Here is a 24261-nt window from a genome sequence, read left to right on the forward strand (position 1 = left end):
CCCAGCTTGGGAAACCCGCGCACGGCGTCCGGGGTTCCGGCCGCCGCAAGGACGCGACGCCGCCGAACCTTCCCCCTCGCAATCGATCGTGTTCGCCCCCACTATGAAAAGACAAACGCAAGGGTGAGCGATGGCCGAGGCTGCGACGGGACTGGAACTGGGCCATGTAGCGGCCCTCTTGGCGGCGGGCGTGGTGGCCGTGCCGGTATTCCGCAAGATCGGGCTGGGCTCGGTGCTCGGCTATCTGGCGGCGGGCGTCGCCATCGGTCCCTTCGGCCTGGCCCTGTTCCGCGAGCCTGAAGTCATCCTGCACGTCGCCGAGTTCGGCGTGGTCATCTTCCTGTTCATCATCGGCCTGGAGATGCGGCCCAAGCGCCTGTGGGGGATGCGCAAGGAGATTTTCGGTCTGGGCTCGGCCCAGGTCGGGCTGGCGGGGCTGGCCCTGACCGGCGTCGCCATGGCGGCGGGGGTTTCGGCGCCGGTGGCCTTCGTCGGAGCCATGGGCTTCGTCATGTCCTCCACGGCCGTCATCGTGCAGATGCTGGAGGAGCGCGGCGATCTGCCCACCCCCAGCGGCCAGAGGGCGGTCAGCATCCTGCTGTTCGAGGACCTGGCCATCGTGCCCCTGCTGGCCATCGTCGCCCTGCTGGGCGCCTCCCTCGGCCATGCGGCCGAGAGCACGACGCCGTTGTGGCGGTCGATCGGTCTGGCCCTGGCGGCTCTGGCGGGCGTGCTGGCGGTCGGCGTCTACGCCATCAATCCGGTGTTCCGCTTCCTGGCGCGCAACGGCGGGCGCGAGGTGATGACGGCCGCCGCCCTGCTGGTGGTGGCGGGCACGGCCTGGATCATGGACGAGGTCGGCCTGTCGATGGCCATGGGCGCCTTCCTGGCCGGGGTGCTGCTGTCCGACTCGACCTTCCGGCACCAGTTGGAAGCCGACGTCGAGCCCTTCCGCGCCATCCTGCTGGGCCTGTTCTTCCTGTCGGTCGGCATGGCGCTGGATATCGGCGTGGTCATCAGCGACTGGCGCATCGTCGTCGCCGGGCTGGCGGCCTTCATGGTGGTGAAGGCCCTGGTCATCTATGTCGTCGCCCGCCTGTTCAGGGCGCGTCATCATGAGGCGCTTGAGCGGGCGGCCCTGTTCGCCCAGGGCGGCGAGTTCGCCTTCGTCCTCTACGGCGCGGCGGCCGGCGCCGGGGTGATCGACGCCCAGGCCAGCGCGGCCCTGACGGCCATCGTCATCCTGTCCATGGCGCTGACGCCGCTGACGACGCTGGCGTTGAAGCGCTTCCTGCCGAAGGAGGCGGGCCTGTCGCCGGAAGAGGCCGAGGGCGTCGACGCCGCCGAGGGTCTGGGCGGCCAGGTGTTGATCATCGGCTTCGGCCGCTTCGCCCAGGTGGTGTCCCAGCCCCTGCTGGCGCGCGACGTGGACGTGTCGATCATCGAGAACGACGTGGAGATGATCCAGGCCGCCGGGAACTTCGGCTTCAAGGTCTATTACGGCGACGGCACGCGCCTGGATACGCTGCGGGCCTCGGGCGCGGGCAAGGCCGAGGCGGTGCTGGTCTGCGTCGACAAGCCCGAGACGGCTGATCGCATCGTCCAACTGGTCAAGTCCGAGTTTCCGGGAGTGAAGCTGCTGGTCCGCGCCTTCGACCGGGGCCATTCTCTGCGCCTGATCCAGGCTGGCGTGGACTATCAGGTGCGCGAGACCTTCGAATCCGCCCTGAAGTTCGGCCAGGCGGTGCTGGAGGAACTGGGCCTGCCGCAGGACGAAGCCGCCGAGGTCATCGCCGACGTGCGCCGCCGCGACGAGGCGCGGCTGGACCTGGAGGTCACCGGCGGCCTGGGGGCCGGGCGGGCCATGATGCGGGGCAATATGCCGACGCCCAAGCCGACTCCCTATATCAAGCCTCACCGCGAGGGACGCCTGGTCAACGAGGACGAGGCCCCGGTGGAAGCGGTTCTCGAACCGGCGGAACGAAAGGCGGACTGATCCGGCATGGCGAGCATCGACCTGGCCAAGCGGGCCTATGACCACGGCTGGCGACTGGACCCCATCGTCCGCAGCCTGTTGGACACCGACTTCTACAAGCTGCTGATGCTCCAACTGATCTGGCGCCGATTCCGCGATGTGCCGGTGACCTTCTCTGTCATCAACCGCACCACCTCCGTCCGCCTGGCCGAGGAAGTGGACGAGGCCGAACTGCGCGCCCAACTAGACCACGCCCGGTCCCTGCGTTTCACCAACCGCGAACTGATCTGGCTGGGCGGCAACACCTTCTATGGGGTGAAGTCGATCTTCAGCCCGGACTTTCTGGCCTGGCTGGCCGACTATCGCCTGCCGGACTACGACCTGTCTCGCAGCGCCGACGGACAGTACCGGCTCGAGTTTTCCGGAAGCTGGGCCGACGTCACCTTGTGGGAAATCTCCGCCCTGTCGATCCTGAACGAGCTGCGCAGCCGCCGCGCCCTGCGCCGCATGGGGCGGTTCGAACTGGACATCCTCTATTCGCGCGCCAAGACCAAGCTGTGGAGCAAGATCGAGCGGCTGAGGAAGCTGGAGCCGCTGGCCCTGTCCGACTTCGGCACGCGTCGCCGCCACGGCTTCCTGTGGCAGGGCTGGTGCGTCGAGGCGCTGAAGGAGGGGCTAGGAAGCGCCTTCATCGGCACCTCCAACGTGCTGCTGGCGATGAACAACGACCTTGAGGCCATCGGCACCAACGGCCACGAACTGCCGATGGTGCTGGCCGCGATGGCGGGCGAGGACGAGGCGGCCTTGCGCGCGGCGCCCTATCGGGTGCTGGAGGAATGGCGCGCGGCCTATGATGGTAATCTGCTGATCGCCCTGCCGGACGCCTTCGGCACCGAAGCCTTCCTGAATGACGCGCCTGACTGGCTGGCCGACTGGAAGGGCTTCCGTCCCGATTCCGCTCCGCCGATCGAGGGCGGCGAGATCATCATGAAGTGGTGGGCGTCCAAGGGGCGCGATCCGCGTGAGCGCCTGCTGGTTCTGGCCGACGGGCTGGATGTCGACGGCATCGAGGCGGCCCACGCCCACTTCAAGGGGCGGGTGCGGACCAGCTTCGGCTGGGGCACCAACCTGACCAACGACTTCCGCGACTGCGCCCCCGTAGAGGCGCCCGAGCTGCTTCCCTTGTCGCTGGTCTGCAAGGTGACGCAGGCGGCGGGCCGCCCGGCGGTCAAGCTGTCGGACAACGTTGAAAAGGCCACCGGCGATCGCGCAGAGATCGAGCGCTATCTGCGGGTGTTCGGCGAGGCGGGGCGAAGTCGCCAGGCCGTGCGCGTCTGATACGGAACCGCCAAGGTTGCTGGGGCATTTCCTCGCCGGCGGCGGCGCACGCCGCCCTCATTCAGCGGGACGCCTATCATGACCACCTACAACGTCGGCTACATCATCGGCAGCCTGGCCAAGGGTTCGATCAACCGCAAGCTGGCCAAGGCCCTGGTCAAACTCGCGCCCGAGAAGCTGCAGTTCCACGAGATCGGCTTCAGCGAGCTGCCGCTCTATTCCTATGACTATGACGCCGACTATCCGGCCGTCGCCAACGACTTCAAGGCGGCGATCAAGCGCTCCGATGCGATCCTGATCGTCACGCCGGAATACAATCGCTCCATGCCCGGCGGGCTGAAGAACGCCATCGACTGGGCCAGTCGCCCCTATGGAAGCAACGCCTTCAAGAACAAGCCGACGGCGGTGATCGGCGCCTCGATCGGGGCCATCGGCACGGCCCTGGCCCAGCAGGCGCTGCGGCCGGTGTTGGGCTTCCTCCAGGCCCCGCAGATGAATGCGCCCGAAGGCTATATCCAGCTGACGCCGGGCCTGATCGACGACGACGGCAACGTCACTGTGGCCTCCACGGAACAGTTCCTGCGCGACTATATGGAGGCCTTCCACCAGCATATGGCGCGGGTGCTGACCGTTCTGCCCCGGGACGCCTGAGGCCGGCTATAGATCCAGAGACCAGACCCGCGTGCGTTTGACCTCCTGGTCCTCCAGTTCACGCGTGGTCGGCACGCGGTATTCAGCCAGCAGGCTGAGCCCCTCCTTCGGGAAGTAGGTCCGGCCGGGATCGCCGACCAGCACGGTCGTCCCGGCCGCCCGCGCCTGCTTCAGCCAGGCCAGGACCGCCTCGGCCATCGGCCCTTCGTAGAAGACGTCCCCCGCGCAGATGACGTCGAATGCGGGGGGCGGGGCCTCAAGCAGATTGTCTGCGGTGAAAGCGATCTCGACGCCGTTGGCCTCGGCGTTGGCGGCGACGGCGGCGGCGCAGAAGGGGTCGATGTCGGCGGCCAGCACCGACGCGGCGCCCGCCTTCATCGCCGCGATCGCCACCAGTCCCGAGCCGGTCGCGAGATCCAGCACGCGACGCCCCGTGACTTCGTCGGGGTGATCCAGCAGCCAGCGCGCCAGCGCCTGCCCGCCCGCCCAGGCGAAAGCCCAGAAGGGCGGCGGCAGGCCCATCTCGCCCAGCTCTTCTTCGGTCAGCCGCCAGATGGGCGTGACTTCGTCGGCCAGCCACAGGGAAATCTCGGGCGTGTGCGAGACGGGCTGAAGGCGGGTGTTGTCGCGGATGAAACGGACTGGATCGGCGATCCGTCTACTCGAGCTCACGGGCGCCCTCGATCACGGCCTGATAGACCAGCGACCGATCCGGTCCGCGCGTCATGTGCAGCAGCACCCAGGTCGCCCCCTTGCGCGCCACGACCACCCGCAACTGATCGTTGAAGACGCCGTCGGCGAAGCCCGCAGGCGCCACCGTGTCGCTCAGCAGGATCAGCGCTCCCATGCCCGAGCCGCAGCGGGCGATGCCGGTGCAGGCGAAGACGGTCTCATAGCCCCCCTCGCGCAGCGCTTCTTCATAGTGGCGCGCCATGTCGATCGGCGCGACGGCCGGGCGGATGACATAATCCAGATGGCTGATCTGACCCTGAAGCCGCAGAGCGCTCTGCGGCGTGTCGCCTTCGGCGACCGCGCCGGTCGGCAGGGTGATTTCGGCGACGGACAACTGGCGCCAGGCGCGGATGCGCGCGCCGTCCATGCGGGGCAGGTCGTCATGGTCGCGCGCGCCGCGAACATCCTGTTGGACCAGGAAGGGCGGAGGCGGCGAAGCAAGCGCGGCAAGAGGGGCGGCGGCCGTCAGGAAGGCGACGACAAGGGCGGGAACACTACGCATGACTTCAAGCTAGGGGCGGTCGAAGCGGCTGGCAATAATGTCAGGACATGCTGATAAAAAGTAAGGTTGACATGACATGATGGCGTTGTAAGGTTTTCCTTACATAAAGTCAGGAGCGACTGTCATGATGACCCTTTCCAGACAACAGACGCCGTCAGGGCGTCGCTACGTCCTGCGGACGTTCGCCTTCATGGCTCCCTATGTGGCGATCTGCGTGGCGATGATGACCACGGACGCCTTTGACGGGGTCATGGGAAAGCCTGCGGGCTGGGTCCTGGCGGCGGCCGTCTCTGCGCCGGTGATCGGTCAGATCTGGGCCACGCTGGCCCTGATGCGTGAAAGCGACGAGTTCGTGCGCATGGTCACGGCCAAGCAGTTCATCATCGCCTCCGGCATGGCGATGGCGATCGCGACCTTCTGGGGCTTCGGAGAGAGTTTCGCCGGGGCGCCGCACCTGCCGGCCTGGCTGATCTATCCGCTGTTCTGGGCGGCGTTCGGCCTGGCGGCGCCTTTCATTCGGACCTCGAACTGATGAGGAACCGGCTGAAGCTGCTGCGCGTCGAGCGCAACTGGACCCAGGAACAGCTGGGACAGGCGCTGGGGGTTTCCCGCCAGGCGGTCAACGCCCTGGAGACAGAGAAACACGACCCCTCGCTGGACCTGGCCTATCGCATCGCCGCCCTGTTCGAGCGGCCGATCGAGGACATCTTCGACAACCCGCACGTCTGACTCCGACACCGGGCGGCCGGATCAGAGGGCGCCCATCACAAAGGCTGCGAATCCCGCCTCATCCTCAAACCGGGCGGCGACGGGCCAGGCGGCGACGGCGGCGCGCTGGTCGGGCGTCAGGCGCACCCAGTCCTTTTCGGTGGTGACGAGGCCCGCGTCGTAGACGGCGGCGCGGTCTTTCAGGAAGGCGAAGTCGCGGTCGGACAGGGCGGCGTGGTCGGGGAAGGGGACGAAATCCTTCAGGTCGCAGCCGGCGGCGATCAGCGACCGCTCGACCTTCCACGGCTTGGCAATGCCGGCGAAGCCGACCTGAGGACCGGGCGGCGGCGGGGCGGCGGCTTCCAGCCGGGCGATGAAGACGGGCAGGTCGGCGAAGACCTCCAGCAGTTCGGGATCGGCGGCGTCCATGTCGGTGGGCAGCATGACGACCACGCCGTCGGCGCGCGCCAGCCCGGCCTTCAGCGGCTCGCGCATCGGGCCGGAGGGGAAGACCGAGCCGTCGCCGAACGGCCATTCGTCGCCGCGCGTCTCGCCGTCGACCACGATCAGGCTGAGGGTCTTCTTCAGCGCGGGGTTCTGGTGGCCGTCGTCCAGTACGAGGGCGGAGGCGCCGTCAGCGGCGGCTGCGCGGGCGCCCGCCACGCGGTCGCGGGCGATCCATGCAGGCGCGTCCTGAGCCAGCATCAGGGGTTCGTCCCCGACATCGGCGGCGGTGTGCTGGCTCAGGTCGACGCGGACCGGGCCTTCCAGTTCGCCGCCATAGCCGCGCGACAGGGCGGCGGCGTTGACGCCCTGGGCGCGCAGCAGGCGCAGAGTCTCGCGCGCGACGGGCGTCTTGCCCGATCCGCCGACCGTCAGATTGCCGATGGAGATGACCGCTGCGCCCGGATCGACCGGCGTGGCGCGGGCGATCTTGCGCGCCGTCACGCCCGCCCACAGCCATGAGGCGGGCTTCAGCATCATCCGCGTCATCGGGGCGTGGCGACGGTCGCGGCTGTACCACCAGCGGGGGGTGTTCAGTTTCACGGGCGCCTCCGTGACGGGGCGGCGGGCAGGTGGGTCTGAAGCGCCAGCCACAGGCGGTCGAGCCCGGCGGCGGCGGCCTCTGCGGATCGCCGCGCGCGCTCACCCATGTCGCGGGCGGCCTCGGGGTCGGCCAGCATGGGGCCGACGACCGAGGGCAGTTCGGCGGGCGACAGGACGGAGACGAGGCCGCCCGCCTGTTTCAGCATCCGGGTCACGGCTTGCCAATTGCTGGCGTCGGGGCCTGTGACGATGGGTTTGGCGAGACGCGCAGGCTCCAGCGGATTGTGACCGCCGACCGAGCCGCCGCCCAGCGCCGGGGCGAAGGAGCCGCCCATGACCACCACATCGGCCAGCCGCAGGAACAGCCCCAGCTCGCCCAGCGTATCGGCCAGATAGATGTCGGTCTGGTCGCAGATCGGCTGGCCCTGACTGCGTCGCGCGAAGCCGTATCCGTCGTGACTCAGGGCCTCGGCGATGGCGTCGGCGCGTTCGGGGTGGCGCGGCACGACGATCAGGAACAGGCGGTCGGCCAGATGATCCAGCGCGCCGACGATGGCCATTTCCTCGTGCTCATGAGTGCTGGCGGCGACGACGACGGGGCGGTCGTCGATCAGGGCCGACAGGCGGGCGAACTCGCCCTTGTCATAGGGCAGGGGCTCGCCGGACAGCTTCAGGTTCACCTGACCGTCGACGCGGGCGCCCAGCGCCGCCAGCCGGTCGGCGCTGTCCTGATCCTGCGGCCAGACGTGCGAAAAGCCGTTCATCAGGGCGCGGGCCATGCCGGGGGCTTTCTTCCAGCCCTGCGCCGTCTTGCCGGTGATGCGGGCGCTGACCAGAGCCAGGGGCACGCCGCGTTTCTGGGCCGTGGTCAGAAGGTTGGGCCATAGCTCGCTCTCGACGAAGACGCCGACATTGGGCCGCCAGTGGTCGAGGAAGGCGGCGACGGCCGAGGGGGCGTCCACCGGGGCGAACTGATGGATGACGCCGCGCGGCAGGCGTGTCGCCAGCACCTGCGCCGACGTAAGCGTGCCGGTGGTGACCAGCACCGTCACGTCGGGCCGGTCCTTGCGGATGCGTTCGGCCAGAGGAAGGATCGACAGGGCCTCGCCGACGCTGACGCCGTGGATCCAGACCAGAGGCCCGTCAGGCCGCGCCATGCCGGGCAGGCCCAGCCGTTCATCGACGCGGGCGGGGTCTTCCTTGCCCTTGCGGACGCGGGCGTCCAGCAGGCGCGGGGCCAGCGGCTCCAGCAGGCGGGTCAGCAGCCGATAGGCGATCAGGGCGGGGCTGAAGGGCACGTTCAGACGCGCTCCAGCCCGGTGAGGGCGTCGGCGCGCGCCTCGACGGCGGTCAGGCGCTCGCCCCACTCGGCGGCGACTTCGGCCAGGTCGCCGCCTTCGGGATACCAGGCCTTGTCCCAGACCACGGCGCCCTTGCCGAACGGCAGGGGCAGCAGGGCGCGGTCCCAACTGTTCAGCCGGATCGCCGGACTGCACGACATGCCGATCAACAGCACGGGCGCGCCCGAGATCTTCGCCATCAGCGGCAGGCCCTCGGCCATCTGACGCGCCGGACCGCGCGGGCCGTCAGGAGTCAGCGCCAGAGCGCCGAGCTTCAACTGCTTCAGACCGTCGCGCAGGGCCTGTGTCCCGCCCTTGGCCTGCTTGGCCTTGTCCTTATTGGCCGAGGAGCCGCGCACGGCGGGGAAGCCCTGGCGTGCGATCGCCTTGGCGATGAACTCGCCGTCCGCGGACAGGGAGATCAGGGCCTTGGCGGGCTGAGCCCGATCCTGGGGCCAGCAGGACGGGGCCAGGGCGATGCGCGAGTGCCAGAAGGCGCACAGCACCCCGCCGCCGTCACGCCAGACCTCTTCGGCCGCGGCCTCGTTCTCATGGGTCCAGCGGATGGTGGCGATGCAGAAGCGCATCCATTGGGCCAGGGTCCAGGCCATGGCGTTCTGGATGGCGGGGTTGCGCAGGGGCCTCATGCGCCGGTCTCGTCGGGGAGCTCGACCAGAGGCGGCAAAGTCGAAAGAGGCGAGGGGGCGACCGGGTCGCTGTCCAGCGACTGCTGCCGGGCCAGGCGGGCGTAGAGACCGCCGCGCGCCACCAGGGCGTCGTGGGTTCCTTCCTCGACCACGCGGCCGCCGTCGATGACGTAGATGCGGTCGGCGTTCTTCACCGTCGACAGGCGGTGGGCGATCATCAGGGTGGCGCGGCCGTCCATCAGCCGCTCCAGCGCGGCCTGAACCAGGGCCTCGCTCTCGGTGTCGAGCGCGCTGGTCGCCTCGTCCAGCAGCAGGATGGGCGCATCCTTCAGGAAGGCGCGGGCGATGGCGATGCGCTGGCGCTGGCCGCCGGACAGGCGGGCGCCGGCCTCGCCCACGCGGGTCGCATAGCCGTCGGGCAGGGCGGCGATGAAGTCGTGAGCGGCGGCGGCGCGGGCGGCGGCCACGATGTCCTCGGCCGTGGCGCCGGGGCGGCCATAGGCGATGTTGGCGGCGATGGTGTCGTCGAACAGGAAAGGCTCCTGCGTCACCAGGGCGATGTGGTCGCGTAAGGAAGGCAGGCTCAGCTCGCGGATGTCGCGGCCGTTCAGCGTCACCCGTCCCGCCGTCACGTCATAGAAGCGCGGCAACAGGCTCAGGATGGTCGACTTGCCCCCGCCTGACGGGCCGACCAGGGCGATGGTCTCGCCCGGCGCGACGTGCAGGCTGACGTCCGACAGGGTCGGGGCGGACCCGTCCTCGTCTGCATGATAAGCAAAACTGACATGGTCCAGGGCGACGGTGACGGGGCCGGGCGCGACCACGGCCGCGTCATTGGCCTCGCGGATCTCGGGTTCGATGTCCAGGGCGGCGAACAGGCGACGGGCGGCGGTGAAGCCCTCGCTCAGCACCGTCGTGAGGTTGGTCACCTGGCGCAGAGCCTGGCCGGCCAGCAGCAACATGCCGATGAAGGAGGCGAAGGCGCCGACCGTCATCTCGCCCTGGCTGGCGCTCCATCCGGCATAGGCCATGACGGCGGCGACGACGCCGTAGGCGACGATGTCGCTGGCCGGGCCGGAGAAGGCGCGGCTGTCGGCGCCCTTGATGACGTGGCGCTGGCGGCGGTCGATGACGGTGGAGACGCGGGCCTCCTCGGCCGCCTCGCGGTTCTCGATCTTGATGACGCGGACGCCGTCCAGGTTCTCCATCAGGGCGCTGGACAGGGCCTCGGTCTCGACCATGGCCCCGCGCGCGGCCTTGCGCGACTTCTTGCCGAAGCGACGGATGATCCAGCTGACGACCGGCACGCCCAGCAGGACGATCAGCGTCAGCGGCAGGTCGATGAAGCCCATGGCGACGATGACGCCCAGCAGCATCAGGGCGTTCTGGGTGTAGTTGACCACGCCCGAGGTGAAGGCCTCGCGCACCAGGTTGGCGTCGAACAGGACGGAGGAGACGAAGGTCCCCGAATGCTGGCTGCGCAGGCGCGACAGGTCGGCCCGGATCATGCCCGAGAACAGCTGCTTCTGGATGTCGCCGACGATGCCGTGACCCAGCCGGTTCACCAGCGCCGACTGGCCCGCCATGCTCAGCGAACGGATCACCGCCACGACGATGATGAACAGGGGGATGGCGATCAGCACCTTGTCCGCCGGAATGGTGACGGTCTTCCAGATCGTCACCGGTCCTGCGTGCTGGCCGAACAGCAGGTCGATCGCAGGCTCCAGAAACTTGAGCAGCAGGGCCGTCAGACCGCCCGACACGCCCGCCAGCAGCATGGAGGTGAAGAAGGCCGGCTTGTGCCGCGACAGATACTCGCGCCAGATGCGGGCGAGCAGGGGCCGCAGCGGCTCGCGGGCGTCGTCATGGGGAGCGGGAACGGTCATCGGCCTTCGGTCGAACGGCTGAGGCGTCAAGTCAAGCGGCCGCGCTCAGGAGAGGCGGCGCCGGACGGGTGACGCCGGGTGCAAACGGCGCTATCTGGCCGTCATGGGGCGCTACGATCTGACTACGCCATTCGGCCGTTTCAAGGCGCGCTGGTCCTATTTCTGGAAGGATCACGCCTTCCTGCGCACGGCGTTCACCAACGCCCACTGGCTGGGGCCGGATCTGGTGCGAACCAACCAGCCCTCGCCGCTCCAGTTGGCTTGGTGGAAGCGGCAGGGGATCAAGACGGTCGTCAACCTGCGCGGCCAGAGGGACGAAGCCTATTACTGGCTGGAGAAGGACGCCTGCGAACGGCTGGGCCTGACCCTGATCGACGCGCCGCTGGATTCGCGCGACCCGCCGGGCAAGGACCGGGTGCGCCGGGCCAAGGCCCTGTTTCAGACGATGGAGTATCCGGCCCTGATTCACTGCAAGTCGGGCGCGGACCGGGCGGGGATGATGGCGGTCTTCTATCGCCACTTCCACCTGGGCGAGCCGATCTCGGCGGCCATGTCCGAATTGAGCAAGCGCACCCTGCACAGCCGCGAGGGGCTGACCGGCGTGCTGGATTATACGCTCGAGAAATATGTCGCCGAGGTCGAACCCACGGGCGTCAGCTTCGAGGACTGGGTCGAGAGCGACGCCTATGACCCCAGGGCGATCCGCGCCGAGTTCAAGGCCGGCTGGTGGGGCAAGCTGGTCGTCGATCGCCTGTTGAGGCGCGAATAGGGCTCAGCCCCAGGGGCCGCGTCCGGCGGCGGGCGGCGGGGTCTTGCGCGTCTGGTCCTTCTTCCACCGCTTGATCTGGCGGACGTGATCGCGCTGGCGCGCCAGAACGACCAGCCACAACGCCAGCACGGCGATCAAGGAGATCAGGCCGAAAACCTGCTGGCCGTCCAGCGTCTGGCCGAACAGCGTCAAGGTCGCGGATCCCGGTCAGCGGGGGTGATGGGGTCGTTCCAGGCGGTGTCCTGGTCCTCGCCGGGGCGGGGGATGTGTTTGGGTCCCTTGCGCACGACCCAGACGATCGCCGCCACGGCGACGACCACCAGAAGCAGAACGATGAGGGTCGGCAGCATGGCGAATCCTGTTCATGAACAAAGGCGGCTGATGGGAAAGCGCATCAGCCGCCCCTGCGGTTCCTGAACAGCGGCCTGACCAGGCCGTGAACGCCGATCAGCCGTCGGTGCGCGGATCGATCAGCTTGTGCGCGTGCAGGATGAAGTAGCGCATGTGGGCGTTGTCGACGGTCGCCTGGGCGCGAGCCTTCCAGGCCTTCTTGGCTTCTTCATAGTTGCCGAAGGCGCCGACGAACTCGACCTGGGACAGGTCGCGGAAGACGGGCTCGGCCGGGTGGCGCATCTCGCCGCCGATGACGAGGTGAAGCAGTTGGGGGTCGTGGGGGGCGTCAGCCATGGAGAGGGGATCCATTGCAGGGGAGATCAGATGGCCAGCGGGATAGGCGCTGTGCGTCTTACGATCAACGGGTGAAGGGCCGGCGCGGCGCATATCAGGCTGGTTTGACGCGGATCGGGGCGATTAAATCGCCATTGACGGCCCATATGGTCGCTGACCCTGGCCCCCGCCTCCTCGGCGATCAGGCAGCCGGCGCAGACGTCCCAGTCCCATTTGGGGCTGATGGCGATGGCGGCATCGAAGGCCCCGGCCGCCACAAGCGCCATGCGATAGGCCAGGGCGTTGCGCTTGGAAAAGCGCATCGGCGGCCAGGGCTCGTCCCATTCGCGCGCCTCCATCAGCCGGGCGTCGGCTAGAAGCTCGGCGTCTTCAAGGTCGTCGGTGTCGGACGCGCTGATGGGGCGTCCCTGCAGGCGGGCGCCGCCGCCGAGGGTGGCCTCGAACACCTCGTCCATCATCGGGGCGTGGATGACGGCGGCGACGGGGCGGCCGTCCTCGACCACGGCGATGGGCACGCACCACCACGGCTTGTTCTTCATGAAGGCGACGGTGCCGTCGATCGGATCGACGACGAAGATGCGCTTCTTCGACAGGCGATCCGTGCTGTCGGCCGTTTCCTCGGACAGCCAGCCGTAGTCGGGGCGGGCGGTTAGAAGCGCGTCGCGCAGCAGTTCGTCCACAGCCAGATCGGCGCTGGTGACGGGCGAGCCGCCGTCCTTGGACCAGACCTTCAGCCCAGCCTCGCGGTGTTCGAGCGCCAGCCGACCGGCGGCCAGGGCCGCGTCGCGGATCAGATCGAGGTCGGCGCTGTAGTCGCTCATTTGCCCGCGATCGCCACCTTGTCGAACAGCAAGGAGGGGCTGTTGAACGCGCCGCGGAACTCCAGATCGCCCGCGCGTTGCAGGCGGGCGTAGAGGTCGATCAGATTGCCCGCCACGGTGACTTCGCTGACCGGATAGGCGCGCTGGCCGTTCTCGAACCAGAAGCCGGACACGCCCGCCGACCAGTCGCCGGTGTTGCCGTTCAGCGAGGGGCCGAACATGGAAGTGATCAGCAGGCCGGTCCCGGCCTGCGCCATCAGGGCGTCCAGATCGCCTTCGCCCGGCGCCAGATGCAGGTTGTGGGTCGAGACGCCCGACGGCCCCGCCAGCCCGCGCGAGGCGTGGCCGGTGGTCTGCAGGCCCAACTGGGCCGCCGAGGCGGTGTTCAACAGCCAGGTGGTCAGGACGCCGTTGCTGACGATCTCGCGCCGTTCAACGGCCACGCCCTCATCGTCGAAGGGGGTGGAGCCGAGGCCGCGCGGGCGGAACGGGTCGTCGATCAGGTCGACGCCGGTCGGCAGGACCGCCTTGTTCAGCTTGTCCTTCAGGAAGGAGCTGCCGCGCGCGATCGACGGGCCGGAGATGGCGCCCAGCAGCGGCGACAGCACCTGCGTCGCGACGCGGTTTTCGAAGATGACGGGGGCGGTGGTCGAGGCGATCTTGCGCGGGCCGACGCGGGCGACGGCGCGTTCGCCCGCCTTCAGGCCGATGGAGGCGGCGTCCGGCAGGTCGGACAGGTGGCGGACGGCGCGGCTTTCGCCGCCGCGCTCCATGGCGCCGTCCTTCTCGGCGATGACGCCGACGCCCAGCGAAAAGGCGCTGCCGCGATGGCGGCCGTCGAACCCGTGCGAGGTGACGAGGCGCCATTCGCTGGCCGACCATGAGGCGTGGCCGCCCTCGGACTTGGACACGCCCGATACGGCCAGGGCGGCGGCCTCGGCTTCGGCGGCGGCGGCTTCCAGCGCCTCGGCCGAGCGTTCGGCGGGGTCATACAGGTCAAGGTCCGCGTGCGGCGCGGCGGCCAGACGGTCCTGCGGGGCGAGGGCGGCATAGGGGTCTTCCGGCGCCAGCTTCGCCATCGCCACGGCGCGCTCGACCAGACGGGCGCGGGTGGCGTCGGACAGGTCGGAGGCGGATACCGTCGCCTGACGCCGCCCGATGAAGACGCGCAGGCCCAGATCGCGGGCCTCTTCACGCTCGACGTCTTCCAGCGCGCCGTTGCGCACGCCGACGGACAGGGAGGCGCGATGGGCGGACACGGCCTCGGCCGCGTCGGCGCCGGCCTTCAGCGCGGCGGAGATCAGATCGTTCAGGATGTCGGGGGGAGGCGTCTTATCGGACATGCCCCGATATGGCGGAGGGAAGGTCGGGCTGCAACCGTTCTAACCCTCTCCTGATGGGAGAGGGCTTGAGCCTCCAAGAGCGAAGCGATTGGCTAAGGCGAAAGGGTGAGGGTTCGCGGACGAAGTCGGCCGAAGGCCGTCGCGTGACGGCTTACGCCGACTGACGGGACAAGCCCCTCACCCTTTCGCTTGGCGGATCGCCTTCGGCTCTCCGAAGCTCAAGCCCTCTCCCGCCGGGAGAGGGGTGGGTTTTTGCCTACAGGATCGACCAGGCGATCAGGCTTAGCGCCGCCACCAGAAGCGCCAGCCAGGTCAGGATCATGCCGACCGAACGGCCCAGAGACGGGCCTTCCTGGAACAGCAGGCCCAGGGCGTGGATCACCCGTCCGGCGAACAGCATTCCCCCGACCGCATGGATCAGCATGGCCGGGGCGCCGAGGAAGGCCAGCAGGATCAGGCCGCACATCCCGGCGGGGATGTATTCCGCCGCATTGGAGAAGGCGCGGCTGGCGCAGACCAGTTCGCGCACCCCGCCGTCGCCGAACTCGACCAGATGCTGACGACGGCGCCGCACGACCACGCCCGACAGGACGAACAGCAGCAGGATCAGCAGACCGCCCCACAGGGCGGCGGCCTGAATGGTCGGGATCAGGCTCAATTCTCACGCCCCACGGGATAGAGGCGATAGCGCTGATCGTAGAAGGGCGTGCGCTCATAGAACCAGGCCAGACGCGCGTCGCCGTCGGCGGCGAAGGCGGGATCGGCGGCCAGCTTCGCTTCGAACGCGGCCTTCAGCGCCGGATCGGCGGCCAGCATCTTTTCGGCCAGCGGGGCGATGGCGTAGGCCTCGATGTATTCGACGCGGTTCAGCACCTCGGGGAACAGGCCCCAGGCGAAGAAACTCTCATTCGACTGCGGCTCCAGCAGCAGGATGGCGACGTCGCCCATCGGCTGATCGGTCGGCACGCGCACCGAGCCGATCGGGAAGGTCCAGTCGTGGGCTTCGGGCCGGACGTCGCCGACCGAGATCGGCACATGGCCTTCATTGGTGCGGCTCGACACCTTGGGATCGACCAGACGCAGCATGTCGACGGCGACGGTGCGCGGGGCGTCCAGCGTCTCCATCTGCACGCCGTGAACGCGCAGGCGCTCGATCACGTCCTGACGATAGGACGGCACCCAATAGGCGCTCGGCCGCTTCAGCGTCAGCGTGGGGTGCGAGCCGTAGAAGGGCATGGGCCACAGCTCGGCGTCCGGCTGGCCCAGCCAGCGGATTTCGAGACGGCCCGAGGCGACGCTGTCGAAGGTCTCATAGCGGATGCCCTTGAAGGGGCGGGTGCGCGAGGGCGTCTCGTCACTGTCGAAATTGGCGGGCAGTTCGGCGGGGCGCAGGGCGCGGTCGGCCGCGATGGCGGCGCGCAGGTCGCCGGACTTTTCGGCCAGCAGCGTCAGCGCCTGTTCGAGGAAGACATAGGTTCCCAGCACCCGCTGCTCATGCGGTTTCAGGCTGTGGTTCTCGATCAGGATGGTCGGGATGTGGGCCGCCGAGCCCCAGCCGTTGGAGAAGCGCTCGCCCAGGCCGCCGTCGTTCAGACCCTTCTGCGGGTCGCGGTCGTCGATGGCGAAGACCAGTTCGCCGGGGATGTGGCCCTGCATCTCCAGCGCCTCATAGATGGCGGGCTTGAAGGCGGCGTCCAGCCATTGGGCGATGGCCGGGCTGCGGCTCCAGACCCCGTCCTCGCCGTTGTAGCCGAAGGTGACGTCGTACTGATAATCGATGCCGTCGGTGACATGGATGTCGACGTAGAGGTCCGGCTGGTATTTGTGGATCAGGCCCATGACGGCCTGCATCTCGGCCTGATCCAGCTTCATGAAGTCGCGGTTCAGGTTCTGGTTGGTCGCCGTGTGGCGCCAGCCCTGGATGCGCGGCCCGCGCTGGTTGGGGCGCGAATAGGCGCCCGCGCGCTCATGCCCGTCGACGCTGAGGATCGGGATCAGGATCAGGTTGGCGCGGTCCAGCAGGCCGTCTTTTCCGTAGAAGGCGATGTCGCGCAGCAGCATCATGCCCGCGTCCTTGCCGTCGATCTCGCCCGGATGGATGCCGGCCTGGGCCAGCAGGACGGGCTTGGAAGGATCAAACGTCGCGCCGTCCTTGGACGCGATAACCGCGTAGATCGGGCGCCCTTCCGGCGAGGTTCCGAACTGTTCGATGCGGATCAGGTCGCTGGCCGCGTCCAGCCGGTCGAACCAGGCGCGGGTGTCGGCGTAGTTGGGCGAGAAGTCATGCGCCGCATCGGCCTCGAACCCCGTGACCCACGGATCGGAAGCGTCGCGCAGCAGGGCGCGGCTGGCGCCGTTCCACGCCGGGGCGGGCGGCAGGAAGGCCTGGTCCCACGGGGCTTCGTTGGGAACGGAAGCGGATGGGGTCTGGGACATGGCGGGGCTCGCGAAACAAACCAGGGCGGCGACGGCCGCTGTGACGAAACGGTCAAGGCGCATAGGCCCTTCGTGATCCGATCAAAGCCGTCTGGCAACCCCGGCGCAATTCGCGAGGAGCGCGTCCGGCCGCTCGTGACGGCCGGACACAGGGTCGTCAGGCGGGCAGTTCCACGCGGTTCATGTTGCCGATGGCGCTGTTGTAGCGGTCCACGACCTGCTCGCGGTAGCCGTCCGAGTTGGACTGCTTGAAGTCGCGATAGGCGCCGACCATGCCGCTGAGGTTGTCGGCGATGCTGGACAGGTAGGACTTGTTGCTGTTGTCCGCCGGCATCTTGGCCTGTTCTTCACGCAGCGCCGCGATGGCGGCTTCCATTGCGGGCAGTTGGGCGTCGGCCTCGGCCTTGTTGTCTTCCATCACCGCATTGGTGAACAGGTCGGCCTTCTGCATGGCGTCCAGCAGGCTGGCTTCGGCGGTGTGACCGCCCTTGCGCATGACTTCCAGCTTGGCCGCGTTGCTGGCGCGCTGGTACTCGCTCAGGGCGCCGTCCAACAGCTCGATCCCGGCGACGCTGCCCTGGTAGGCCTGCGTCTGGGCGTCGTGGGCCGCCTTGGCCTTGGCCAGGGCGTCGTCGCGATAGGCGCGGGACTCGAAATAGGGGTCGAGCGCCTGCCACTGGGTCAGCAGGGCCTCCAGTTGCGGGATCAGCTTGTCGGCCGCTTCATCGGCCTTCTTGCCCTGATTGCCGCCGTTCAGCGCCCGGCCTTCCTTCAGCTTCGCGATCGCGCGCTCCAGATGCGAGATGTTCTCCGGAAAGTGCAGCGTCGCCGTCGCGGAGGCGTTCGGGATGTCCAGCTTCTGATAGTCGCCGAAGTATTTCGACACGCCCCAATGCTCGTCGATCAGCGCGTTGAAGGCGTCGATGTAGAGGCTCATCTTTTCCTGAGTGGCCTCGTTGCCCGCCGCCTGAGCGACCGACTTGGGCGCCGGGTTTTCGGCATTGCCCTTGCTGTCGCCGCACGCCGAAAGGCTGAGCGCGGCGGCGAGTGCGAGCGTGGCGACGCCGGCGCTGGTGCGTGAAATCATATGGATTCCCCTAAGCCGATCAGCGCGCCCCAAGCGTCGCCGTTCCTTCGGCCGGGAAACTGAACGCCGATCAGCCTATAGGGTTCTCTCGCGAGACGAGTTTTTGCAAACGGCTCACAGGAACCGCGTCAGGCCTTCCAGATCGGGGACCCATCGCCCGGCAGACCCAGCGCGGCCCACTTCTCCGACACGCGGTCGATCACGTCCTGCTCCATGCGGATTTCCTCGCCCCATTCGCGCTTGGTCTCCGGCTCCCACTTGTCGGTGGCGTCCAGACCGATCTTGGAGCCCAGGCCGCTCTCGGGACTGGCGAAGTCCAGGTAGTCGATCGGGGTATTCTCGATGACGGTGATGTCGCGCGCCGGGTCCATCTTGGTCGAGACGGCCCACATGACGTCCTTCCAGTCGCGGGCGTTGATGTCGTCGTCCACGACGATGATCCACTTGGTGTACATGAACTGGCGCAGATAGCTCCAGCAGCCCATCATCACGCGCTTGGCGTGACCCGGATAGGCCTTCTTCATCGACACCACGGCGATGCGATAGCTGCACCCTTCGGGCGGCAGCCAGAAGTCGGTGATCTCGGGGAACTGCTGGCGGATCAGGGGGATGAAGACCTCGTTCAGGGCCTCGCCCAGCACCGACGGCTCATCCGGCGGACGGCCGGTGAAGGTGGTCAGATAGATGGGGGCCTTGCGCATGGTGATGGCGCTGACCTGGAAGACCGGGAACTTCTCGACCGAGTTGTAGTAGCCGGTGTGGTCGCCGTAGGGGCCTTCGTTCTCGAACTCGTCCAGCAGGACGTGGCCTTCCAGTACGATCTCGGCCTGAGCCGGGACCATCAGCGGCACGGTCTTGCACGGGACCAGTTCGGCCTTGGAGCCGCGCATCAGGCCGGCGAACTGATACTCCGACAGGGTCTCCGGCACCGGGGTCACGGCGGCCAGGATAGTGCCCGGATCGGCCCCGAGCACGACGGCGCAGGGCAGGGGCTCCTTGGGTTTAGCCTTGCGGTGCCGGGCGTAGTGCTGGGCGCCGCCGCGATGGGCCAGCCAGCGCATGATGGCCTTGTCCTTGCCCAGCACCTGCATCCGATAGATGCCCAGGTTGAAGTCGTCCTCGCGCTCGTCCGACGGCCCCTTGGTCACCACCAGGCCCCAGGTGATCAGCGGCGCCGGCTCGCCGGGCCAGCAGCCCTGAATGGGCAGGGCGGTCAGGTCGATCTGATCGCCCTTCAGCACTACCTCCTGCACCGGGGCCTTCTTCACTGTCTTGGGCCGCATGGACATGACGGTCTGGGCCAGCGGAAGCATCTCCATCGCGTCGCTGAGACCGCGCGGCGGCGTCGGATTGCGCAGGAAGGCCAGCAGTTCGCCGACCTCGCGCAGTTCGCCCGCCGTGGTGCGTTGCTTGCCTTCCAGCGTCACGCCCATGGCGACGCGCTTCACCGTGCCGAACAGATTGGCGAGGCAGGGGATGGGGCTGATCGTGCCGTCGGGCATGACCGGCTTCTCGAACAGGACCGCCGGGCCGCCGTTGCGAAGAAGGCGGGTCTGGATCTCGGTCATCTCCAGATGGGTGGAGACGGGCTCGGACACGCGGACCAGTTCGCCGTCGGCTTCGAGGGTCGCAAGAAAATCGCGCAGGGACTTGTAGGCCATGCGCTGACGCTTAGGCGGACGCGAGCCGTCTGTCACGCCGTCCGAACGCGCGATCGATCGCCACGACGACAAGGCCCAGCAGCAGGAAGAAGATCAACAGGCCCGCGAAGCTCGCGGCGGCCCGAGCGAGCCCCAACTCGTCCACATTGATGAACCAGTAGGGCCACCAGCCCGTCATCGCCCCGTGCGCCAGGGTCCAGCCGCCGTAGACCAGCGGAAACGTCAGCCACTTGATCGCGTCGATCCAGCGCAGCCGCCCCTTGGCTGTGAACAGCAGCCAGTCGCCGACGAAGGCCAGCGGCATGACGGTGTGCAGCAGCGTATCGGCGACCTTCTGCCAGCCCTGCGGATTCCAGGTCTGGGCCAGCAGCAGGTGATAAACGACGCCGACCACGACGATGTACATGGCGACGGCGGCCCGGACGCCCTCGCTTCGGCTCCACCGGCCCAAGGCGCCGTCGGGCGCCAGCGCCGGCCCCGTCAGGGCCAGCGCCGCCAGCAGATTGGTCAGGATGGTGAAGAAGCTGAAGAAGTTCAGCGTCAACACGCCCGCCCCGACGCCGGGGTTGTTCTGCAGCAGCAGGGCGTACTGCAGGCCCAGCGCGCCCCAGCCGATCACGGCGAACAGCGCGCGATACAGACGTGCGCGCATCAATAGGCCGGAGCGTCCGACACCAGCGCCCACACCGGCAGGCGCAAGACGCGGGTGGCGGCGTCCAGGCGGGCGGAATCCAGCCGCTCGCGTCCCGCCTCGACCCGTCGCAGGGCTTCCGGCGTCAGGTCGATGGCGGCGGCCAGATCAAGGAAGGCGACGCCGCGCCGGTCGCGCCAGCGGCGGATGCGGGCGCCGACGACGGCGTCCTGTGGATCAATCGCCGGAAAGCCCAGAACCGAACCCAAGACCGCCTCCTTCTCGAAGCGCCTGAAACCGTGTCAGATCAGGCATCCTGATCCCATTGGAAAGCCTCGTCCAGCCAGTCGCCGATACGGCCGTCCGGGCGGGCCAGACCGTGGATGCGCGCCATCTCATCGGCCGACAGCGCGAAGTCGAAGATGCCGAAGTTCTCGGCGGCCCGGCTTTCCCTGGTGGTGCGCGGAATGGCGACGACGCCCTGCTGGATGATCCAGCGCAGGGTGATCTGGCCGTTGGTCTTGCCGTGCGTTCCGGCGATTTCTCCGATCACGGCGTCGTCGGCGATCCTGCCCTGGGCCAGGGGCGACCAGGCGGTGATGGACGAGCCGAGTTCGTGCGCCGTCTCGATCAGCGTCTTCTGCGACAGATAGGGATGATACTCGACCTGGTTGGTGATCAGCGGCGCGTTCGACAGGGCGACGGCTTCGCGGAACAGGGCCGAGGGGAAGTTGGACAGGCCCACGTGCTTGGTGAAGCCCTTCTCCTGGGCCTCGTTCAGGGCGCCGATGGTTTCCGACAGCGCCGGCGTCGGCTTGGGCCAGTGCAGCAGCAGCAGGTCCGGCGTCAGGCCCAGGCTGATGGCCGATTCCTCGGCCTGACGCAGCAGGGCGTCGCGATGGAAATGCTCGACCCAGATCTTGGTGGTGACGAAGATGTCGTCACGCGTGACGATTCCTTCAGCCACGGCGTCGGCGATGCCGTCGCCGACCGCCTTCTCGTTCTTGTAGATCCAGGCGGTGTCGATGTGACGATAGCCGATGCGCAGGGCCTCGCGCACCATGCGGCGGGCGTCCTCAGGCTCCAGCTGCCAGGTGCCGAATCCGAGCAGCGGAATCTCGACGCCTGAGGCGGTCACGGTCGGCTGGTCGGAATAGGGCATGGGGAGGCTCCGTAAGGGGGGAGCCCTGGATATAGGCGCGCGCTCAGGCCTCGCCATTGTCCAGCCAGTGGAAAATCCGCTCCCACAACGGCTCCATCCCCTTGCGGAAGGCGCCCTCGTGACCGATGCGGCGGACGCCGAAGTCGCCGGGCGCATGGACGCTGATGTCAGAGGGGGCGTGGGGATAGACGCTCAGCAGATCGCGCGCCGTGCCGGGCGTGGCGATGGGGTCGTCGGTGAAGATCCACGACCGGATCGGGGCGGTCACGGCCTCATAGTGATGGGGCCGCAGGCTGGTCTCCAACTCCCTGGAGAAATATTCGCGCTTCATGCACCAGCGCCGCCAAGTGGTGAATACGCCGCGCGGCAGGTCGGTCCCGGCCCATAGACCGCCGCCCTTGATATAGCCGTGCCGCATCAGGCTGAACGGGCCGAAGCCCAGCCAGAAGAACAGCTCCACCGGATTGTAGCTGCGGTGGTGCCCGCCCCACCAACCCGTGCCGACCGAGACGAAGGCGTGCCGCGCGATCCGATCCTGATTGGCCATGAAGCCCAGGAAATGCCCGCCGACGCTGTGGCCGACATGGACGACGGGCAGGTCCGGCGCCGCCTCGATCAGGGCGTCGAGGGCGGCGGGCATGTCCAGACGGCCCCAGTCCGGATAGTCCATCCGCATGGCTTTCAGATCGTCTGGCCGCGACCCGGCGATGCCCCGGAAGTCATACGTCAGCACCGCCGCGCCCCGGCCCGCCAGATAGCGGGCGAAGCGCTCGTAGAAGCCCTTGGGAAAGCCCGTGCCCGAAGAAACCAGCACGGCGATCCGAGGCTGGGCGGCCGAAACCAGCCGCATCGACAGCGGATAGCCGTCGGCGGCCGGGGCGGTGAAGTCGCGCGTGACGAGATTGGTCATCAGGTCCGTCCAGATTGGAAACGAACCCTAGCCGGTTGACGTGGCGTCAGGTCAACAACCTGATCAATAGGCCAGGGCGTTGCCGTCCTTGCGCATCTCGGTGGCGGCGCCGTAGGTCCAGCGGCCCTGTTCGTTGATCTGCTTCATCACGTTCTGATAGCCGCCGAAACCGCCGTCGGGCGGGCCGAGGTCCCAGCCCATGGCGGTCAGTTGCTGTTTGGTGGCTTCGGGCACGCCGGATTCGAGGTGCAGCTTGCCGACGCCCTCGGCCGGTTGGCCGGTCGGTTCGGACGAGCCGTAGTGCTGCCAGCGCGGACTGTCGCCGGCCTCCTGCGGGTCGAGGCCATAGTCGACCATGTTGATGATGATCTGGGCCTGGCCCTGCGGCTGCATCCCGCCGCCCATGACGCCATAGGCCATCCACGGCTCGCCATCTTTGCAGGCGAAGCCGGGAATGATGGTGTGGAAGGGGCGTTTGCCGGGGGCGTAGACGTTTGGGTGCCCGTCGGTGAGGGAGAACAGCTCGCCGCGATTCTGGAACATGAAGCCCAGCGTCCGGCCGTCCGGGCCGTCCGGCGTCAGGCCGCCGCCCATGCCGCGATAGTTGGACTGGATCCAGCTGACCATCATGCCGTCGCTGTCGGCGACGCTGAAATAGGTGGTGTCGCCCTGCGTCGGCGCATCGCCGGGGAAGACGCGGTCCATGACCCGGTTCGGGTTGATGAGTTTCGCCCGTTCGGCGGCGTAGGCCTTGGAGTTCAGCCACGCGGTCGGAGCCTTGGCGAAGCGCTCGTCGGCGAAGTAGCGGGCGCGGTCCTCGAAGGCCAGGCGCTTGGCCTCGGCCTGGATGTGGATGGAGGCGGCGGACTGGAAGCCCATCGCCTTCAGGTCGAACTGTTCGCAGATGTTCAGGATCTGGTTGGTCGACAGCCCTTGCGTGTTCGGGCCCAGCGAATAGACCTCGACCCCGCGATAGGTGGTCATCAGCGGCTCGACCCATTCGGTGCGGTGGGCGGCCAGATCGGCGCGGGTCATCCAGCCGCCGATGCGCTTGAAATAGCGCTCGATGTGGTCGGCGATCACCCCGTCGTAGAAGGCGTCGCGGCCCCCCTCCGCGATCAGGCGCAGGGTGCGGCCCAGGTCGGGGTTGGCGAAGATCTCGCCCGTCTTCGGCGTGCGGCCGCCGGTCAGCCAGACCTTCTTGCGGTTGTCGTTCTCCTCGATCGTCGCGGCGCTCTTGTCGAAGTTGGCCATGCCGCGCTCGAGGTAGTAGGCTACCACCTGCGGCACCGGCACGCCCTGTTCGCACAGTTCGGCGACGGGCAGCAGGACGTCCTTCCACGGCAGCTTGCCGTAGCGCTGGTGCGCGCTCCACCAGGCGTCGACCGTGCCGGGCACATTGACCGTCACCGCGCCGTAGCGGGGCAGGTAGCCGTCGGCTCCGGCCCTGGATCGCGCCGTTTCAAGCGACAGGCCGCGAGGGCTGTTTCCTGAACCGTTGAAGCCGACGACCTTCTTCTGGGCCGGGTCCCACATCAGGCAGAAGGCGTCGCCGCCGATGCCGTTGGCGGTCGGCTCCAGGAAGCCCAGGGCGGCGTTGATGGCGATGGCGGCGTCGATGGCCGAGCCGCCGCGCCGCAGGGTGTCCAGGCCGATCATCGTCGCGGCCGGGTGGGCGGTGGCCGCGGCGCCGTTCGCGCCCCAGACGGTCGAACGGCCGACGAAACGCGGCCCGGTGATGCGGTCGCCGATGCCGACGCCGGCGTAGGGATCGGGCGTGGGCGCAGGCTGGACGGAGGTTGCGGCGGGAGGCGGGACGGCGGCGCTTTGCGTCTGCTGGGCGTTGGCGGCCCCCGCCATCAGGGCTCCGGCGGGCAGGGCGGACAGGAAGGTACGACGACGCATGATGATTTACTCCCCCTCAATCG

26 protein-coding genes are annotated in these 24261 nt (G+C 68.3%); 6 read left to right on the top strand and 20 right to left on the bottom strand.

The window, feature by feature from the left end:
* Window positions 1-130 precede the first annotated feature (130 nt).
* The 3 genes from V8J38_RS05210 to V8J38_RS05220 all read left to right on the top strand — a co-directional run bounded on the left by V8J38_RS05210 (window position 131) and on the right by V8J38_RS05220 (window position 3964).
* On the top strand, window positions 131-1996 hold the full coding sequence (locus tag V8J38_RS05210; RefSeq protein ID WP_291776784.1) for a monovalent cation:proton antiporter-2 (CPA2) family protein: 1866 nt from the start codon (window positions 131-133) through the stop codon (window positions 1994-1996).
* A 6-nt stretch (window positions 1997-2002) separates the two neighbouring features.
* The gene (locus V8J38_RS05215; protein WP_338578167.1) at window positions 2003-3313 is read left to right on the top strand and encodes a nicotinate phosphoribosyltransferase; all 1311 of its coding nucleotides are present in this window, start codon (window positions 2003-2005) and stop codon (window positions 3311-3313) included.
* A gap of 78 nt (window positions 3314-3391) precedes the next feature.
* Window positions 3392-3964: an NADPH-dependent FMN reductase gene (locus V8J38_RS05220; RefSeq protein WP_338578168.1), complete on the top strand. Its 573-nt coding sequence runs from the start codon at window positions 3392-3394 to the stop codon at window positions 3962-3964.
* Between the two features lie 6 nt (window positions 3965-3970).
* On the opposite strand, the gene V8J38_RS05225 is transcribed toward V8J38_RS05220, so the two are convergent.
* A complete protein-coding gene (locus V8J38_RS05225) occupies window positions 3971-4636 on the bottom strand; it encodes a methyltransferase (protein WP_338578169.1) in 666 nt (221 codons plus the stop codon).
* Window positions 4623-5198 carry a hypothetical protein gene (locus V8J38_RS05230; protein ID WP_338578170.1) on the bottom strand — a complete coding sequence of 192 codons (576 nt, stop codon included), beginning with the start codon at window positions 5196-5198 and terminating at the stop codon, window positions 4623-4625. Before V8J38_RS05230 ends, V8J38_RS05225 begins: the two co-directional genes overlap by 14 nt.
* A 124-nt stretch (window positions 5199-5322) precedes the next feature.
* Between V8J38_RS05230 and V8J38_RS05235 the strand changes: the two genes are divergently transcribed.
* Together V8J38_RS05235 and V8J38_RS05240 are read left to right on the top strand one after the other, a co-directional pair.
* Entirely contained in the window at window positions 5323-5730 is a 408-nt protein-coding gene (locus V8J38_RS05235) for a hypothetical protein (protein WP_338578171.1), read from the top strand.
* Window positions 5730-5927, top strand: coding sequence for a helix-turn-helix transcriptional regulator (locus V8J38_RS05240; protein WP_291776775.1), 198 nt, complete (start codon window positions 5730-5732; stop codon window positions 5925-5927). The genes V8J38_RS05235 and V8J38_RS05240 overlap by 1 nt, the downstream gene beginning before the upstream one ends.
* A gap of 21 nt (window positions 5928-5948) precedes the next feature.
* On the opposite strand, the gene lpxK is transcribed toward V8J38_RS05240, so the two are convergent.
* Genes lpxK through V8J38_RS05260 form a run of 4 tightly spaced genes read right to left on the bottom strand, consistent with a single transcriptional unit; the run spans window position 5949 to window position 10826 of the window.
* Window positions 5949-6953: a tetraacyldisaccharide 4'-kinase gene (lpxK, locus tag V8J38_RS05245; RefSeq protein WP_338578172.1), complete on the bottom strand. Its 1005-nt coding sequence runs from the start codon at window positions 6951-6953 to the stop codon at window positions 5949-5951.
* Window positions 6950-8251, bottom strand: a complete 1302-nt coding sequence (locus V8J38_RS05250) for a 3-deoxy-D-manno-octulosonic acid transferase (protein ID WP_338578173.1) — start codon at window positions 8249-8251, stop codon at window positions 6950-6952. Before V8J38_RS05250 ends, lpxK begins: the two co-directional genes overlap by 4 nt.
* A gap of 2 nt (window positions 8252-8253) precedes the next feature.
* Window positions 8254-8940, bottom strand: a complete 687-nt coding sequence (locus V8J38_RS05255; RefSeq protein ID WP_291776769.1) for a lysophospholipid acyltransferase family protein — start codon at window positions 8938-8940, stop codon at window positions 8254-8256.
* Window positions 8937-10826, bottom strand: a complete 1890-nt coding sequence (locus V8J38_RS05260; RefSeq protein WP_338578174.1) for an ABC transporter ATP-binding protein — start codon at window positions 10824-10826, stop codon at window positions 8937-8939. Before V8J38_RS05260 ends, V8J38_RS05255 begins: the two co-directional genes overlap by 4 nt.
* Window positions 10827-10929: 103 nt before the next feature.
* Here V8J38_RS05260 and V8J38_RS05265 point away from each other — a divergent pair, with 103 nt between their 5' ends.
* On the top strand, window positions 10930-11595 hold the full coding sequence (locus tag V8J38_RS05265) for a fused DSP-PTPase phosphatase/NAD kinase-like protein (RefSeq protein ID WP_338578176.1): 666 nt from the start codon (window positions 10930-10932) through the stop codon (window positions 11593-11595).
* A gap of 3 nt (window positions 11596-11598) precedes the next feature.
* Here V8J38_RS05265 and V8J38_RS05270 read toward each other — a convergent pair whose 3' ends face one another.
* The 14 genes from V8J38_RS05270 to V8J38_RS05335 form a co-directional block, all read right to left on the bottom strand.
* Window positions 11599-11787, bottom strand: coding sequence for a hypothetical protein (locus V8J38_RS05270; RefSeq protein ID WP_312219069.1), 189 nt, complete (start codon window positions 11785-11787; stop codon window positions 11599-11601).
* Window positions 11784-11945 carry a hypothetical protein gene (locus V8J38_RS05275; RefSeq protein WP_291776759.1) on the bottom strand — a complete coding sequence of 54 codons (162 nt, stop codon included), beginning with the start codon at window positions 11943-11945 and terminating at the stop codon, window positions 11784-11786. The genes V8J38_RS05270 and V8J38_RS05275 overlap by 4 nt, the downstream gene beginning before the upstream one ends.
* A 97-nt stretch (window positions 11946-12042) precedes the next feature.
* Complete coding sequence (locus V8J38_RS05280; RefSeq protein WP_409450040.1) at window positions 12043-12297, bottom strand: DUF4170 domain-containing protein; 255 nt, start codon at window positions 12295-12297, stop codon at window positions 12043-12045.
* Window positions 12298-12308: 11 nt separating this feature from the next.
* On the bottom strand, window positions 12309-13103 hold the full coding sequence (locus V8J38_RS05285; protein ID WP_338578178.1) for a 3'(2'),5'-bisphosphate nucleotidase CysQ: 795 nt from the start codon (window positions 13101-13103) through the stop codon (window positions 12309-12311).
* A complete protein-coding gene (locus V8J38_RS05290; RefSeq protein ID WP_338578179.1) occupies window positions 13100-14446 on the bottom strand; it encodes a TldD/PmbA family protein in 1347 nt (448 codons plus the stop codon). The genes V8J38_RS05285 and V8J38_RS05290 overlap by 4 nt, the downstream gene beginning before the upstream one ends.
* 256 nt (window positions 14447-14702) lie before the next feature.
* The gene (locus V8J38_RS05295) at window positions 14703-15104 is read right to left on the bottom strand and encodes an MAPEG family protein (RefSeq protein WP_291776752.1); all 402 of its coding nucleotides are present in this window, start codon (window positions 15102-15104) and stop codon (window positions 14703-14705) included.
* Window positions 15101-16882 (bottom strand): M14 family metallopeptidase, encoded by a 1782-nt coding sequence (locus V8J38_RS05300; protein WP_291776750.1) that lies wholly within the window; start codon window positions 16880-16882, stop codon window positions 15101-15103. The genes V8J38_RS05295 and V8J38_RS05300 overlap by 4 nt, the downstream gene beginning before the upstream one ends.
* A gap of 157 nt (window positions 16883-17039) precedes the next feature.
* Window positions 17040-17969, bottom strand: a complete 930-nt coding sequence (locus V8J38_RS05305) for a DUF3829 domain-containing protein (protein WP_338578180.1) — start codon at window positions 17967-17969, stop codon at window positions 17040-17042.
* Window positions 17970-18097: 128 nt separating this feature from the next.
* Window positions 18098-19630, bottom strand: coding sequence for a UbiD family decarboxylase (locus tag V8J38_RS05310; protein ID WP_338578181.1), 1533 nt, complete (start codon window positions 19628-19630; stop codon window positions 18098-18100).
* A 10-nt stretch (window positions 19631-19640) separates the two neighbouring features.
* Complete coding sequence (locus V8J38_RS05315; RefSeq protein WP_338578182.1) at window positions 19641-20282, bottom strand: Pr6Pr family membrane protein; 642 nt, start codon at window positions 20280-20282, stop codon at window positions 19641-19643.
* On the bottom strand, window positions 20282-20530 hold the full coding sequence (locus V8J38_RS05320) for a helix-turn-helix domain-containing protein (protein ID WP_291776742.1): 249 nt from the start codon (window positions 20528-20530) through the stop codon (window positions 20282-20284). The genes V8J38_RS05315 and V8J38_RS05320 overlap by 1 nt, the downstream gene beginning before the upstream one ends.
* Window positions 20531-20568: 38 nt before the next feature.
* On the bottom strand, window positions 20569-21423 hold the full coding sequence (locus V8J38_RS05325; RefSeq protein ID WP_338578183.1) for an aldo/keto reductase: 855 nt from the start codon (window positions 21421-21423) through the stop codon (window positions 20569-20571).
* 43 nt (window positions 21424-21466) lie between these two features.
* The gene (locus tag V8J38_RS05330; RefSeq protein ID WP_338578184.1) at window positions 21467-22333 is read right to left on the bottom strand and encodes an alpha/beta fold hydrolase; all 867 of its coding nucleotides are present in this window, start codon (window positions 22331-22333) and stop codon (window positions 21467-21469) included.
* A 63-nt stretch (window positions 22334-22396) separates the two neighbouring features.
* Window positions 22397-24238 (bottom strand): gamma-glutamyltransferase family protein, encoded by a 1842-nt coding sequence (locus V8J38_RS05335; protein WP_338578185.1) that lies wholly within the window; start codon window positions 24236-24238, stop codon window positions 22397-22399.
* Between the last annotated feature and the right edge of the window lie 23 nt (window positions 24239-24261).

The sequence above is a fragment of the Brevundimonas olei genome (assembly GCF_037055245.1).
GTDB lineage: Bacteria > Pseudomonadota > Alphaproteobacteria > Caulobacterales > Caulobacteraceae > Brevundimonas > Brevundimonas olei.

Coding starts and splice junctions, on each gene's coding strand:
- V8J38_RS05265 (WP_338578176.1), top strand. CDS start 10,930: ATGGGGCGCTACGATCTGACTACGCCATTCGGCCGTTTCAAGGCGCGC.
- V8J38_RS05215 (WP_338578167.1), top strand. CDS start 2,003: ATGGCGAGCATCGACCTGGCCAAGCGGGCCTATGACCACGGCTGGCGA.
- V8J38_RS05335 (WP_338578185.1), bottom strand. CDS start 24,238: ATGCGTCGTCGTACCTTCCTGTCCGCCCTGCCCGCCGGAGCCCTGATG.
- V8J38_RS05290 (WP_338578179.1), bottom strand. CDS start 14,446: ATGTCCGATAAGACGCCTCCCCCCGACATCCTGAACGATCTGATCTCC.
- V8J38_RS05325 (WP_338578183.1), bottom strand. CDS start 21,423: ATGCCCTATTCCGACCAGCCGACCGTGACCGCCTCAGGCGTCGAGATT.
- V8J38_RS05255 (WP_291776769.1), bottom strand. CDS start 8,940: ATGAGGCCCCTGCGCAACCCCGCCATCCAGAACGCCATGGCCTGGACC.
- V8J38_RS05240 (WP_291776775.1), top strand. CDS start 5,730: ATGAGGAACCGGCTGAAGCTGCTGCGCGTCGAGCGCAACTGGACCCAG.
- V8J38_RS05305 (WP_338578180.1), bottom strand. CDS start 17,969: ATGATTTCACGCACCAGCGCCGGCGTCGCCACGCTCGCACTCGCCGCC.
- V8J38_RS05260 (WP_338578174.1), bottom strand. CDS start 10,826: ATGACCGTTCCCGCTCCCCATGACGACGCCCGCGAGCCGCTGCGGCCC.
- V8J38_RS05230 (WP_338578170.1), bottom strand. CDS start 5,198: ATGCGTAGTGTTCCCGCCCTTGTCGTCGCCTTCCTGACGGCCGCCGCC.
- V8J38_RS05210 (WP_291776784.1), top strand. CDS start 131: ATGGCCGAGGCTGCGACGGGACTGGAACTGGGCCATGTAGCGGCCCTC.
- V8J38_RS05235 (WP_338578171.1), top strand. CDS start 5,323: ATGATGACCCTTTCCAGACAACAGACGCCGTCAGGGCGTCGCTACGTC.
- V8J38_RS05275 (WP_291776759.1), bottom strand. CDS start 11,945: ATGCTGCCGACCCTCATCGTTCTGCTTCTGGTGGTCGTCGCCGTGGCG.
- V8J38_RS05220 (WP_338578168.1), top strand. CDS start 3,392: ATGACCACCTACAACGTCGGCTACATCATCGGCAGCCTGGCCAAGGGT.
- V8J38_RS05315 (WP_338578182.1), bottom strand. CDS start 20,282: ATGCGCGCACGTCTGTATCGCGCGCTGTTCGCCGTGATCGGCTGGGGC.
- V8J38_RS05310 (WP_338578181.1), bottom strand. CDS start 19,630: ATGGCCTACAAGTCCCTGCGCGATTTTCTTGCGACCCTCGAAGCCGAC.
- V8J38_RS05285 (WP_338578178.1), bottom strand. CDS start 13,103: ATGAGCGACTACAGCGCCGACCTCGATCTGATCCGCGACGCGGCCCTG.
- V8J38_RS05330 (WP_338578184.1), bottom strand. CDS start 22,333: ATGACCAATCTCGTCACGCGCGACTTCACCGCCCCGGCCGCCGACGGC.
- V8J38_RS05300 (WP_291776750.1), bottom strand. CDS start 16,882: ATGTCCCAGACCCCATCCGCTTCCGTTCCCAACGAAGCCCCGTGGGAC.
- V8J38_RS05280 (WP_409450040.1), bottom strand. CDS start 12,297: ATGGATCCCCTCTCCATGGCTGACGCCCCCCACGACCCCCAACTGCTT.